Annotated in this window: 7 protein-coding genes and 1 pseudogene; 4 read left to right on the forward strand and 4 right to left on the reverse strand. The window is 74.6% G+C overall.

Features of this window, described 5'->3' with window-relative positions; translation table 11 throughout:
* Positions 1–990: 990 nt before the first annotated feature.
* A pseudogene (locus AB0M99_RS26895) lies at positions 991–1,704 on the forward strand (ATP-binding protein); the annotation flags it as partial.
* Positions 1,705–1,802: 98 nt separating this feature from the next.
* On the opposite strand, the gene AB0M99_RS26900 reads toward AB0M99_RS26895, so the two are convergent.
* Genes AB0M99_RS26900 through AB0M99_RS26910 form a run of 3 tightly spaced genes read right to left on the reverse strand, consistent with a single transcriptional unit; the run spans position 1,803 to position 8,802 of the window.
* Positions 1,803–2,759 carry an ABC transporter ATP-binding protein gene (locus AB0M99_RS26900; RefSeq protein WP_365924716.1) on the reverse strand — a complete coding sequence of 319 codons (957 nt, stop codon included), beginning with the start codon at positions 2,757–2,759 and terminating at the stop codon, positions 1,803–1,805.
* A complete protein-coding gene (locus tag AB0M99_RS26905; protein WP_365924718.1) occupies positions 2,756–5,500 on the reverse strand; it encodes a hypothetical protein in 2,745 nt (914 codons plus the stop codon). Before AB0M99_RS26905 ends, AB0M99_RS26900 begins: the two co-directional genes overlap by 4 nt.
* The gene (locus tag AB0M99_RS26910; RefSeq protein WP_365924720.1) at positions 5,497–8,802 is read right to left on the reverse strand and encodes an FtsX-like permease family protein; all 3,306 of its coding nucleotides are present in this window, start codon (positions 8,800–8,802) and stop codon (positions 5,497–5,499) included. Before AB0M99_RS26910 ends, AB0M99_RS26905 begins: the two co-directional genes overlap by 4 nt.
* Before the next feature lie 103 nt (positions 8,803–8,905).
* Here AB0M99_RS26910 and AB0M99_RS26915 point away from each other — a divergent pair, with 103 nt between their 5' ends.
* Positions 8,906–9,613, forward strand: a complete 708-nt coding sequence (locus AB0M99_RS26915; RefSeq protein WP_365924722.1) for an ABC transporter ATP-binding protein — start codon at positions 8,906–8,908, stop codon at positions 9,611–9,613.
* Between the two features lie 153 nt (positions 9,614–9,766).
* Positions 9,767–10,951: an MFS transporter gene (locus AB0M99_RS26920; RefSeq protein WP_365924724.1), complete on the forward strand. Its 1,185-nt coding sequence runs from the start codon at positions 9,767–9,769 to the stop codon at positions 10,949–10,951.
* On the opposite strand, the gene AB0M99_RS26925 is transcribed toward AB0M99_RS26920, so the two are convergent.
* Entirely contained in the window at positions 10,905–12,341 is a 1,437-nt protein-coding gene (locus AB0M99_RS26925; RefSeq protein WP_365924726.1) for an amidase, read from the reverse strand. The two genes, AB0M99_RS26920 and AB0M99_RS26925, sit on opposite strands and share 47 nt — an antisense overlap.
* 122 nt (positions 12,342–12,463) lie before the next feature.
* On the opposite strand from AB0M99_RS26925, the gene AB0M99_RS26930 reads away from it, so the two are divergent.
* Positions 12,464–13,072, forward strand: a complete 609-nt coding sequence (locus AB0M99_RS26930; protein ID WP_365924728.1) for a TetR/AcrR family transcriptional regulator — start codon at positions 12,464–12,466, stop codon at positions 13,070–13,072.
* The last annotated feature ends 168 nt before the right edge of the window (positions 13,073–13,240 follow it).

Raw genomic sequence — 13,240 nt, forward strand, 5'->3', positions numbered from 1 at the left:
ACGCGGGCGACCAGGACACCCAAAACCGTTCGGGATGTCCGCAGTGCACAGGAATGGGCCCAAGACTCACTCCTGCTCACTGACTAGGAACGGTTGATGCCGGGGATGGAAGCACGGCGAGGACGGCGGCAGAAGGACCTGAACGCCGACCTCGGCCCGGAGATGACCGCCTGGGTCACCAGGCTGCGCGAGTTCTACGCCGGGCTGGACATGACGTACGCCGACCTCGTGCTCGAACTGGGCGGCAACCCCTCCACGCTCTCCCGGTACTTCAACGGCGAGCGGCTGCCGGAGATCGGCTTCCTGGAACGGCTCTACCAGGCGGTCGAGAAGAAGACGAAGACCTCGGTCCGCCAGGAGGTGCGGGAGACGGTCCGCGCCCTCTACTTCGAGGCCTGCCGGGTCCGCGAGCCGAACCTGCACCAGGTGTACGTCCTGCGGGACAAGCTCGCCGAAGTGACCGCGCGCGCCGAGCGGGCCCAGGAGACCATCTGGGGCCTGGAGGCACAGCTCCGCTCCGAGCGGGCCCTGCGGGAGCAGGCCGAGGCGGCGCTACGGCAGTTGGAGGCCCGGGTGGAGACCCGGGACGCCGACGAGGTCCGGCGCCGGCTGGAGCGGACCATGGCCGAGCGGGCACGCCTGGACGGCCTCGTCGCGGATCTGTCCCGGTCCCTGAAACAAGCCGAACTGGTCCGCTACACCATCGCGCAGGAGCAGGGCCGGCTCACGCAGGCCCTGCACCGTGCCGTCCACGCCCTGGACGAAGAGGACGGCCACACCCCGCAGCCGGCCCCCGCCGACGTGCCGGGCGAGCCGTCGTCGGCCTGGTGGCGGTGGGGCCGCAGGCGGCGCGAGATGAGGCAACTGCACCGCATGGCGCTGCGGATCGTCACCGAACTGCCCCGCCTCCTGGAGGAGGCCGCCGTCTCCGGCTCCCCGGTGAGCATCCCCGTCGAGCCCATCACCCTCCCCGCCACCGGCCGCGCCCGGGAGGTGGCCGCCGCGCTCGACGAGATCCGCCGTCAGGCCGTTCGGCTCGCCACGGAGCAGGCGCTGCTCCAGAGCAGTGTCAACACGATGTTCGCCCACCTGTCGCGGCGGTCCCAGGGCCTCGCCCAGCGTCAGATCTCGCTCATCTCCCAGATGGAGTCGCGCGAGTCCGATCCTGACCAGCTGTCCTCGCTCTACAAGATCGACCACCTCGCGACCCGCATGCGCCGCAACGGCGAGAACCTCCTCGTCCTCGCGGGCGAGGAACCGGGCCGCCGCTGGACCCGCCCCGTCCCGCTCGTCGACGTGCTCCGCGCCGCCGCGTCCGAGGTGGAGCAGTACGAGCGCATCGAACTCGCGTCGCTGCCCCGCACCGACGTCGCCGGCCGCGCCGTCAACGACCTCGTGCACCTGCTCGCAGAACTGCTGGAGAACGCCACCTACTTCTCCTCCCCGCAGACCAAGGTCAGGGGCACCGCGTTCCAACTGCCCGACGGCCGCGTCCTCGTGGAGATCCACGACGCCGGCATCGGTCTGTCGCCCCAGGACCTCGACGCGATCAACGAGCGGCTCGCCACGCCGCCCACCGTGGACGTCTACGTCTCCCGCCGCATGGGCCTGTTCGTCGCGGCCCGGCTGGCCCAGCGCCACGACATCCGCATCCGGCTGCGCCGCTCCGACTCGGGCGGTACGACTGCCCTCGTCATGCTGCCCGCCGGCTGCACGGAGCGGGCACAGGAGACGGCGGACGCCGGGCCGCCGGACGCCGGGGCGCCGGACGCCGGGGCGCCCGGCACACCGGGCTGATGCCGTCAGGCGGTCTCGGTGTCCGGGCGTACTTCGATGTGGTCGGGCGCGAGGTCGACCGCGACGCGATGCTCCATGCCCAGGGCTTCCAGGAACTTCTGGGGGAGCTGGACACGGCCGGTGCGGTCGAGCATCACGTACTCGCGCTCGCTCACCGACTCCTCGCCGTGCTCGTCGGTGACCGTCCGGCGCAGCACCTCGCTGCTCGTGCGGCCGTCGCGGATCGCCACCGTGCGACGGACCTCACCGGCGACCAGCGGGTCGTGGGTGACGATGACCACCGTCGCGCCCAGTTCCCGGTTGACCGTGCGGAAGGCCTCGAAGACCGCCGATCCGGTCTCGGAGTCCAACTCGCCGGTGGGTTCGTCGGCGAGCAGCACCGCCGGGTCGTTGGCCATGGCCACGGCGATGGCCACCCGCTGCTGCTGACCTCCCGAGAGCTCGGCGGGGCGCCGGTCCGCCAGCTCGGGGATGTCCAGGGCCTCCAGGAGCCGGCTCACCTGCGCGGCGTGCCGCTTGCCGGCACCGCGCCCGCCCCCCTTCAACTGCATCGGCAGGGCGATGTTCTGCGCCGCCGTCAGGAAGGGCATCAGATTGCGCGCCGTCTGCTGCCAGACGAAGCCCACCGCCTCCCGGCGGTAGCGCAGGCGGTCCTTGGCGGACATCTCCAGCAGGTCGTAGCCGTCGACCCGCGCGGCGCCGGCCGTCGGGATGTCCAGACCCGCCAGGATGTTCAGCAGGGTGGACTTGCCGCTGCCCGAGGCGCCGACCAGGGCCACCAGATCGCCCTTGGCCACGGTCAGCTCCAGGCCCTGCAGGGCCTGCACCTCGATCCCGTCCGCGCTGAAGATCCGGACCAGCCGGTCGCAGACGATGGCGGAACCCGCTCCGTGCGCGCGGGGCTCGACGGCTGCCAGCGCCTGCCGGCGCAGTTCCTCGTAGGTCGGCGCTTCGCTGCTCAACTCTGGTCCCCTGCTCTCAACTCGGTGGTGATCTGCCGTCGCCCGGTCACGACCGCCTCGGCCAGTACGGCCACCGCCACCAGCCCGGCCAGGCCCAGCGCCTGCGCCAGTACGGGGCCCGCGGCGAGCGGCAGCCCGGTCGGCACCGGGGAGCCGACCAGGGTGGTCAGGTCGATGGCGGGACCCAGCAGGGCGACGGCCGCCGCTGCGGCGAGAGCCCCGCCGAACGCGGCGGCCAGCGCCTGCGGCAGCGCCTCGGCCAGGATCAGCAGGAAGCCCTGTCGCGGCCGCAGGCCCATGGTCCGCAACCGGGCCAGCAGCGCCGCCCGTTCCGGAGCGGCCCGTACCAGCGTGAGCAGCACCGCGAGCAGCGCGAAGCCCGCGGCGCCGGCCACGGAGACCCAGAACAGCCGGGCCGCCGCGCGCTGGAGCGGATCGGCGGCCAGCGCGGACGCGACCTCCTGGCCGGTACGGACGGCATAGCCGTCGACCGCCGTGGCCGGAACCGCGTCCCGGACCAGCGCCTGCAGACGGGCGCCCTCGACCTTTCCGATCCCGAACCACTGGTTGGGACGCGCGACTTGGGGCACATGGGCGAGCGTCGGGCCGGCCGGCAGGATCACCGTGCCGTGGGCCTCGCCCGGCAGCGCGGGCGTCCCGTCGAAGCTGCCGACGGGCTTCGCCCTCAGCTCCCCGCCGTTGCCGAGGCGCAGCCGGTACGAGCCGTCGGCGGCCCGGCCCGTCAGGTCGCTGCTGAACAGCGCGGGCACGGGTTCGTCCGGCCCCGGGGGACCGGCGCTGAGCAGCGCGGGGTCGAAGCGGCCGCGCCCGACGTACCGGGCCAGTTCGGCGTACGCTTCGGGCTCCGCGACGACCACCGTGACCCGGGGCGAGCCCTGCACGCTGCCGAACAGGAAGGCGTCGGCGTCGCTCCACACCCGCACACCGCGTACGCCGGGCAGCGCGTCGGCGGCCTTCATGAGCGCTTCCGGCAGCTCCTGCCCCCGGGCCACCGCGAGCTGGGCGTCCCCGCCGACGGTCTGCCGGGCCACCCGGACCCGGGAGTCGTCCACCGATGCCAGCACGGTGGCGCCGAACCCGCCGGTGGTCACGGCCAGCAGCAGTGCGACCAGAGGCAGTACCGAGGGCCCGCCCCGCCCGCCGGAGGTCCGCGCGGCGCGGGCCAGCCCGAGGAAGCCGACCAGCCCCGCCCGCCGCCGGGCCGCCCGGGCCAGTACCCCGATCAGCGCGGGCTGTACCCGGGCCAGCAGCAGGCCCCCGCACAGGGCGATCAGCAGCGGGGCCGCGACCAGCAGCGGATCCAGCCCCTCGCCGGCGGGCGCCACACCCCGGCGGCGGACCTCCAGGACCGCCGCGACGGTGGCGGCCACCACGAGCACCTCGCCCACCAGCCGCCTGCGCGCGACCGGCCCGCGCGGCGCGCAGAGCAGTACGGCGGCCCGTAGCGGGAATGCCAGCAGGGCGAACAGGGCCGCGGCCGCGGCCGCGTACAGGGTGCCGGCCAGCCGCGGGGTCGGCAGCAGCAGTACCGCGGCCGCGGTCGCCAGCGCGGCGGCCGGCAGCACGGTGACGGCGCCCTCCCCGAGCAGCCTGCCCAGGATGCCGCGGCGCGAGCCGCCCCGGGCCCGCAGCAGCAGGATCTCGGCCTCCCGCCGGTCCCCGGTCAGTGCGGCCGCCAGACAGAACACCACGAGGGCCACTCCGGCGACCCCCGCCGGACCGATCGCCCCGAGCGGCGCGGCGGCCTGCTGGCGGGCCTGGACCTCGGTGATCAGCTGCGGCAGCCGCGATGTGATCCGCAGGTCCATCCGGCTGATGGTCCACGTCAGTTTGCTGGCCGTGGGGCCGGCCACGTACGAGGAGATGTCCTTGGCGCCGGCCGAAAGGCTGTCGGCGCGCAGCTTGCCGGTGTCCACGGGCAGGCGCCAGAAGTCCTCGGAACCCTGGCCCCAGGTGCTCATCCGGCCGAGGCTGTCGGCGCCCACGAGCCCCGAGGTCTGCCAGTACGCCTTGCCCTTGTTGTTGTAGGCCAGGCAGGCGCTCGCCAGGCACGGCATGTCCGCCCAGAACGCCTCGGCCTCGTCGGTGACCTTGTACAGGCCGACGACCTCGGCCCGCTGGGCGATGCCCAGATCGGGGAAGGCCTCCAGCACCATGCCGACCCGGGCGTTCAGGGTCTGCGCCGCGCTCTGCGACAGTGCCACCGGGAGGGGCGCGTCCTTGTCGGCGGGGGCTCCCGGCCACTGCCCGGCCACCAGTGAGGTGTGGGCGCCGGCCTGCCGCAGGTGGGCGAGCCGGAGCAGCGGCGGGATCTCGTCGGGCCGGGCGAGTTCCGGATTGGCGAGCGTGCGCGGCTTGGTGCCGAGGGAGCCGTGTACGGCGTCGGAGGCGACCACGGAGAAGCCGGGCCCGGTATGGGCTATGAGGGTGGTCAGTACCTCGTCCAGCTCCTGCGGAGTCTCCTTGCCGTACCGCGCCCCGGCGGTGGCCAGCAGGCTCGTCGGGCCCGGGCCCTGGTGGTTCAGGAAGGAGCGCAGCGCCTGGTCGGCGCCGCGGTCCACGGCGCGCGGCAGGGCGGCGGCGAGGAAGACGGTGACGAACGCGAGGGCCGCCGCGAGCAGTGCGCTCACGGGAGCCGAGCGCAGCCGGGTCCGTACCCAGGGCGCGGTGCGGACGGCGGACCGGCGCCCGCTGCCGGTGGTGAGGGCGGGGCCGGTCACGTCTCCTCCAGATACCGCAGCCGTGCGGCCACGTTGCGACGACCGCGCGCACCGAGCACGGCGGACAGGAGCGGCACTGCCGCGATGCCGAGGGCCAGCAGGAGCGTCGGCCCGGCCGGCAGGTCGACCACGGCCGACGGCACCGGACGCCGGGCGGTCGGGGTCAGCACCATCAGCGGAACGACCAGGTGCACGATGGCGGCGCCCAGCCCGACGCCCGCGGCGGTTCCCAGCCCCACCAGCACTCCGCTCTCGGCCAGGGCGGTACGGACCAGGCTCCGGCGCGGTGCCCCGAGGGCCAGCAGTACCGCGGACTCCTGGGCCCGCTGCCGCCCGGCCGCGGCGGCCGACGCCGCGAAGCCGATCGCCGCCAGGACCGCGCAGGCCGCGGCCAGTGCGGCCAGCGCCGCTTGCGGGCCCGCGCTCAGCGGGTCGTCGAGCAGTCCGGCGGCCACTTCCTCGCGCAGCTCCACCTGTTGTGCGGCCACGCCGGCCCGCAGCTCGGCGGCGGCCCGCGCGGGATTCGGGTCGTGCGCGGAGGCGGCCGGCAGCCACCACTCGGAGGGCGCGGGGAGCACCTGCCCCGTGACCGCCAGCAGCCGGGCGGCGGTGGCCGCGTCGACGGCCACGGCGGTGTCGCCGACCACCGGGAAAGAACCCGTCGCGGCGGTGATCCGCACCTGGACGGGGACACCGCCCAGGGCGATCGGGACGAGGTCGCCGACGGAGGCGCCGATCGCCTCGAGGTACGCGCGGGTGGCGGTCGCGGGCAGTTCGGCGGCGGCCGGGCCGGTCGAGGTCAGGGTGACCTTGACCCCGCCGAGGACGTGCGAACCGCCCGCGTGGCCGATCCGGAAGAGGGCGGGCCCGGCCGGCTGTCCGTCCGTCAGCAGCCTCGCGGCGGGCTCGCCACCGACCACGTTCGGGGCGGACAGGTTCCAAGCGGGGCCGGAGGGACCGGTCGTCTCGACGGGGACGGCAGGGCCGTTCCCGTCGGCGGCGGTGGAGATCTGCCGGACCGTCAGCTGCCCGCCGGGCGAGCTGGAGTTGATGACCACCCCGGCGACGTGCAGCGGGGCGGCGGCCGACCCGATCGGGGCGTCCGTCAGCGTGCCGAGGTTCATGGAGAGGGTGCTCTCACCGTTCTCGGGCAGCGGCAGCATCGGCGACTGGTGGATCAGTCCGAACCGGTCGCGCAGCATGAGGCCCAGCAGGGTTCTGCCCGTCGTTCCCGAGAAGTCCACCGATTGCGCGGCCACGTCGATGTCGATGCGCTGCGCGTTGCCCGGCAGTGCGATGCCCGGGCCGCCCGGGGCGGGCGCCGCGAGGGGGGCGAAGAGGTCGCGCATCGGCCGTCCCTCCCGCAGGTCCGAACGCAGGGGCACCCGCTCGGCCATGCCGGTCGCGTCGAGCGCGAGTACCTGCCCCGGCTTCCCGCCCGGCAGCTCCTGCCGGCTGCGGATCACCGGCACGATCCGGTCCCCGCCGGGCAGGGATCCGTACCGGCCGGAGCGGCCCATGGGCGCCAGCGCGCTGTCGGAGATGCGCAGCCCGCCGGCGGTGGCGAAACCGGCCTGATCGTGCTGGGAGCCGGACCACGACGCGTGCTGGCCGAGGGCCAGCACGCCGCTGGACACCGCGAGTACGAGCAGCAGCACCGGTCCGGTGGCCCGCCCGGGGCGGCGCGCGAGCTGCCAGCCGACGAGCGCGGGCCCGAGCCCCCGGCCCCGCGCGGCGATGCGTCCGCCCAGCCTGGCGGCGAGCGGCAGCAGGCGCAGGACGAGCAGGGTGCCGGCGCACAGCGCGAGCGTCGGGGCGGCCACGAGCACCGGGTCGACGCCCAGCCGGCCGGCGCCCTCGGCGGCGAAGGCGCCGTCCCCGCTGTACTGGGAGAGCTGCCGGTAGGTGAGCGCGGCCAGGACCAGCAGGGCGAGGTCCGCGCCGGAGCGGGCGGCGCCGCTGACGAGGGCCTGCCGGCGGCCGGTACGGCGCAGCGCCGCGGCCGCGGCGCCGCGCAGCAGGGCGGGCAGCGCGGTCAGCAGCACGCACGCGAACGCGCAGCCTGCCGCCACCGGCCAGAGCTGCGGGCTCGCGGTGCTGTCCAGCGGCACCTTGGCGAGCGGTCCCACACCGCCGAGCAGCCGCAGCAGGACGGGAGTGAGCAGCGGCGCCAGCACCGCGGCGGGGAGCGCGAGCAGCAGCGATTCGGTCGCCGTGAGCGCGCCGAGCCTTCGGCGGGAGGCGCCGCGCGCGGTGAGCAGGATGCGTTCGGCCTCCTGCCGTTCCGTCAGCAGGTGGGCGACGAGCAGGAGCGCGGCGGAGGCCAGTACGGCCAGTTGCAGCGCACCGACCAGCAGCGTGGACCGGGCGACCAGCTGGCCCGATTCCACCTCGTGGAGCAGGTCGGGCAGTTGGGTGCGGCTCTGGAGCCCGCTCGCGTTCAGGAGCCGGGCCTGGGACGGGACGATGCGGGCCCGGATCGCGGCGATCTCGCTCGCCGGGGCGTCGGCGATCTCGGGGGTCAGGAGCGCGCCGCGGCTGTTCTGCGGCAGCCCGCCGGCGGTGAAGACGGAGTCGTCGACGAGCAGCGGCCCGTACGTGGTGAACGTGCCGACCTGGATCTCCCGGCCGCTGAGCGGGTCCAGCCGCCAGTAGGCGGCGTCGGGCTCGGCGGCCCGGTACACGCCGGTGATCAGCACGGGCAGCGGGGGCCCGCCGTAGCGGTCGTCCAGCAGCACCTCGGCGGGCAGCGCGCCCGCGGCCAGGCCGAGCCGGCTCAGAGCGGCCTGCGGCACCGCCACCGGGACGCGTCCGCCCGGCTGCGCGACGGCCGCGGGCCACTGCCCGGCCAGGAGCCGTACGCGGCCCCGGTCCAGGGCGGCGAGCAGGGTGAGGTCGGCGTCCTTGCCCTGGGCGCGCGCGCCGGGGATTCCGTACGAGCGGCTGCGGGCCATGGTCTCGACGCCGACGGGCAGTCCGCCGAACAGGTCGGCGTCGAAGGCCCGTACGGCCTCGTCGTCCTTGGCACGGGCGCCGGCCTGGTGCTCCCCGGAGACCACGACGACGGTCCGGTCGCGGCCGGGCCCCTGGAGCGCCTGGCGCAGCCCCGCCTCACCCACACCGCGGGTGAAGGCGAGCAGTGCGGTGAGCACCGTCGTGGTGATCAGTACGGTCAGCAACACGGCGGCGGCGAGCGGCAGTCGCCCGCGCAGCCGGCGCATGACGAAGCCGAGCATGTGCTGTTCCTCCCCCATCCGGACGGTTGCTCCCGGATAGCGGACGATGCTGTCAGATTCGATCAAGTTGCGGAAGGGTCTTGCGCCTGGAAGGTGACGGATGAACAAATTTGAGAGGCGAGGCGCTCGGGGACAGCGCACGCCGACGACCCGAGAGGGAGCACGCACCATGACGCAGCAACAAGTCACCGCACTGGAACCCATGGTGACGGTCGATCAGGTACACCGCAGCTTCGGCAGCGGGGCGCAGGCCGTCCACGCGCTGCGCGGCGTGTCCTTCGACGTGCGCCGCGGCGAACTCACCGCGCTCAAGGGCCGGTCCGGCTCCGGCAAGACCACCCTGCTCAACGTCGTCGGCGGCCTCGACACCCCGACCGGCGGCGCCGTCCGCATCGACGGCACCGACCTGGCCGACCTCGACGAGTCCGGGCTGCTCGCCCTGCGCCGGGACCGGATCGGCTTCGTGTTCCAGTCCTTCGGCCTGATCCCGGTCCTCACCGCCGCCGAGAACGTCGGCGTACCGATGCGGATGCGCAAGGTCCCCGCCCCGCAGCGCGAGGAGCGGGTCCGCACCCTGCTCGCGCTGGTCGGCCTGAGCGAGCACGCCGACCAGCGCCCCGGCGAACTCTCCGGCGGCCAGCAGCAGCGCGTCGCCGTGGCCCGGGCCCTGGCGAACGACCCGGCCCTGATCATCGCGGACGAACCCACCGGACAGCTCGACTCCGAGACGGGCCGGCAGATCATGCAGCTGCTGCGCGCGGTCGTGCGCAGCGAGGGCGTCACCGTCCTGGTCGCCACCCACGACCCGGCCCTGATGGAACTCGCCGACCGCGTGGTGGAACTGCGCGACGGCCACATCGTCAACCAGGACGCGTAGCACTGGGCGGTCCGGCCGGGACCGGGTCGGCGACGGCGCGGCTGCCCCCGGTTGGACCGGCCGTGTTCCTTTCGTGGTTCCTTCGCCCGTACTCGCGACAGGCGCGGCGACGTGGCGCGCGGTTGTGGCGGGGCCGGGGTTACCTTCGGCGCCATGGACGGTGATCGCCGCAGGTGGCGCCAGTGTTTCCTCAGCGGGGCCGTGTTCGCCGTGTGCATGGCCGGCACCACGCTGCCGACCCCCCTGTACGGCCTCTACCAGGAGAAGTTCGGGTTCTCCGAGCTGACGGTGACCGTCGTGTACGCCGTGTACGCCTTCGCGGTCATCGGCGTACTGCTGCTGGCGGGCAACGCCTCCGACGCCGTGGGCAGGCGACCGGTGCTGCTGGCGGGCCTCGGGTGTGCGGCGGCCAGCGCCGTCTGCTTCCTGTGCGCCACCGGGCTCGGCTGGCTGTACGCGGGCCGCCTGCTGTCGGGGCTGTCCGCGGGACTGTTCACCGGGGCCGCCACGGTGTACGTGCTGGAGCTCGCGCCGCGCGGCGGAGCCTCCCGGGCCACCTTCGTGGCGACGGCCGCCAACATGGGCGGGCTGGGCTGCGGCCCGCTGCTCGCCGGAGTGCTCGCGCAGTACGCCGTCGCGCCGCTGTACCTGCCGTTCGCCGTGCACCTCGTACTGGTGGCCGGCTCGGCCGCCGTCCTGCTGCGGCTCGCGGAGACCGTACGGGAGCGGCGTCCGCTGAGCACCGTACGCCCGCAGCGGCCCGGCCTGCCCGCGCAGGTACGGGCCGTCTTCGGGCCTGCGGCGACCGCCTCCTTCGTGGGGTTCGCCCTGTTCGGGGTGTTCACGTCCGTCAGCCCGTCGTTCCTCGCGCAGTCGCTGGACGTGCACAACCGCGCCCTGAGCGGGCTGGTCGTCGCGCTGGCCTTCTTCGCCTCGACCGCCGGGCAGCTCGCGGTCGGCCGGGTCGGGGTGCGCCGGTCGCTGCCGCTGGGCTGTGTGGGACTCCTGGCCGGGCTGGCCCTCCTCGCGGGAGCCCTGTGGTGGGAACTGCTGCCGTTGGTGGTGCTGAGCGCGCTCGTCGGCGGGATCGGGCAGGGGCTGGCGTTCCGCGGCGCGCTGTCGGCGGTGGCCGAGGCCTCGCCCGCGGACCAGCGCGCCGCGGTGGTCTCGACCCTGTTCGTGGTGGCCTACGGCGGCATCTCGGTGCCGGTGATCGGCGTCGGGGTGCTGGCGGATCCGCTCGGCCTGGAGGGCGCGGGACTGGTGTTCATCGCCTGCATGGCCGTCCTGGTCACGATCGCGGCCGGCTACCTGCTCCGCGCGGGTCGATCGGCGTGAGGACGCCGAGCCGGTCCTCGACCGCCTGCGCGGCGTCCAGGCACAGGTCCTCCCGGAAGGCGCGGCCGACGATCTGCACCCCGCAGGGGAGCCCGTCGGCCACCCCCGTCGGCACGGCCACGGCGGGCACGCCCACGAAGCTGGTCACCGTGCACAGGCGCATGCCCGAGGCCACCCGGTCCCGGCCCGCCCTGTCGCGCGACTCCAGGCCCGGCTCGACGGGCGGCTCGGTGAAGGACGGGCCGAGCAGGAGCGGGTACTCGTCGAGGAACCCGGCCCACGAGCGGCGGATGTTCATCCAGGTGCCCATCAGCTCCATGAGCTCCGCCGCGCTCGCGGGTGGTGTCCGCTCCATCGCCATCCCGATGTAGCGGTCCCCGCCCGGGCCGAGCAGGGTCCGTACCGCCGGCCAGTTCGGGGCGAACTCGGTCACGGTGATCCGGTCGTACGCCTCCAGGGCCTCGTCCAGCCTCGGTACGTCCGCCACCTCGCGGACGTCGTACCCCGCGTCGCGCAGCGCGTCGGCCGCGGCCTCGACGGCCGCGCGCACCGCCGGGTGGACGCCGTGCCCGCCGGGGTCCGCCACGACCGCGACCTTCACCGGCCCCGGGAGCGGAACTCCGCGTACGGGCACCGGGACGGCCCGCGGATCGCGCGGATCGGCGCCCGCGAGCAACTCGTACGCCAGTCTCAGATCGCCCACGCTCCGGGCCAGCGGGCCGTCGGTCACCAGCATCTGGGAGGCCGGGCCGGGGTCCTGCGGGCCGAGGAAGCGGTGGTCGGCGGCGAAGCGCCCGGTCGTGGGCTTCAGCCCCGCCACACCGCAGAACTGGGCCGGGACGCGGATCGAGCCGCCGGAGTCGTTGCCGAGACCGAGCGCCGCCATGCCCGTGGCGACGGCCACCGCGTCGCCCCCGCTGGTGCCGCCCGGAGTCCGGCCCGGGTCCCACGGGTTGGCCGTGTCGCCGAACAGCTCGCTGCGGGTGTGCATCCCGGCCAGGATCAGGGTCGGTATGTTCGCGTGGCCGATCGGGATGGCCCCGGCCCCGCGCAGCCGCGCCACCGGGGGTGCGTCCGCCGGTGCCACCAGGTCCCGGAAGCGCTCCACGCCGAAGGTGGTGGCCGCGCCCTCGACGGCGGTGGTCTCCTTCACCGTGAACGGCACGCCCGCGAGCGGCCCCAGGGCCTCACCGGCCGCCCGGCTGCGGTCGGTCCGCGCCGCGGCCTCCAGCGCACGCTCCGTCAGGAGCTGCGTGACCGCGTTCACCTGCGGATTGACCTCGGCGATGCGCTCCAGATGGCTCTCGACCAGCTCGACGGCCGACACCTCCGCGGTCAGTACCGCTTCGGCCTGTTCGCCTGCCGTCCGCTGCCACAAGGCGTCCCGCATGGTCCGCACTCTCCCTCGTCGTCGTTCCGATGCGATTGCATCGGAACCATACCCCGTGAACCGATGCGGGTGCATCGAATAGAATCGGCGCACGACGGACCGCGATCGGGAGGCGACCGGACATGCCCAGACAGGTGGACCACGAGGGCCGGCGCCGGCTCATCGCCGAGGCCGTCTGCCACCTCGCCGACGAACGCGGGCTGGAGGGCGTGACCCTGCGCGACGTCGCGGCGCGCGCGGAGGTGTCCATGGGCGCCGTCCAGCGGTGCTTCCGCACCAAGGAGGAGATGCTCGTCTTCGCCCTCGGGCAGATCGGCGAGCGGATCGGCGAGCGCGTACGGGCCCGCCTCGTCAGGAGTCCGGCCCAGTCGGCGGCCTCCGCCGTGGGACACGCGGCCACCGAGGTCGCACTGCTCAGGGAGGAACACCGCGCCGAGGCCAGGGTCTGGCTCGCCTTCGTCGCGCAAGCGGCCGTCAGCGAGGCGCTCGCCGGGATCCTGAAGGCGAACTACGCGGCCCTGCAAGAGGCGTTCGCCCACCTCATCGCGGAAGCCGGCGAGGACGCCGGCCACGCCGTGCCCCTCGACGCACGTCACGAGGCCCGCACCCTCCTCGCCCTCGCCGACGGCCTCACCGCGCACGTCCTCATCGGCCACCTGTCCCCGCAGGAGGCCCGGGGAGTGCTCCACGCACACCTGGCCCGGCTCTGGGAGACACCGGCCGGCCGGTGAGGGTCACCGCTTGATGTTCGGAGAGCTCTGCGTGCCGCAGCTGTTGCTGTAGCCCCAGCTCACGTCGACGAACCCGGCCGGGGTGACCGTGCTCGCGCAGGAGGTGGTGACGTGAGAAGCCATTAGTACGGCTCGAAGATCACCTCCGGATAGCGGCTTTTCGGCCCT

Source organism: Streptomyces sp. NPDC051183 (genome assembly GCF_040682455.1).
Lineage (GTDB): Bacteria > Actinomycetota > Actinomycetes > Streptomycetales > Streptomycetaceae > Streptomyces.

Coding starts and splice junctions, on each gene's coding strand:
- AB0M99_RS26925 (WP_365924726.1), bottom strand. CDS start 12,341: ATGCGGGACGCCTTGTGGCAGCGGACGGCAGGCGAACAGGCCGAAGCG.
- AB0M99_RS26920 (WP_365924724.1), top strand. CDS start 9,767: ATGGACGGTGATCGCCGCAGGTGGCGCCAGTGTTTCCTCAGCGGGGCC.
- AB0M99_RS26930 (WP_365924728.1), top strand. CDS start 12,464: ATGCCCAGACAGGTGGACCACGAGGGCCGGCGCCGGCTCATCGCCGAG.
- AB0M99_RS26915 (WP_365924722.1), top strand. CDS start 8,906: ATGACGCAGCAACAAGTCACCGCACTGGAACCCATGGTGACGGTCGAT.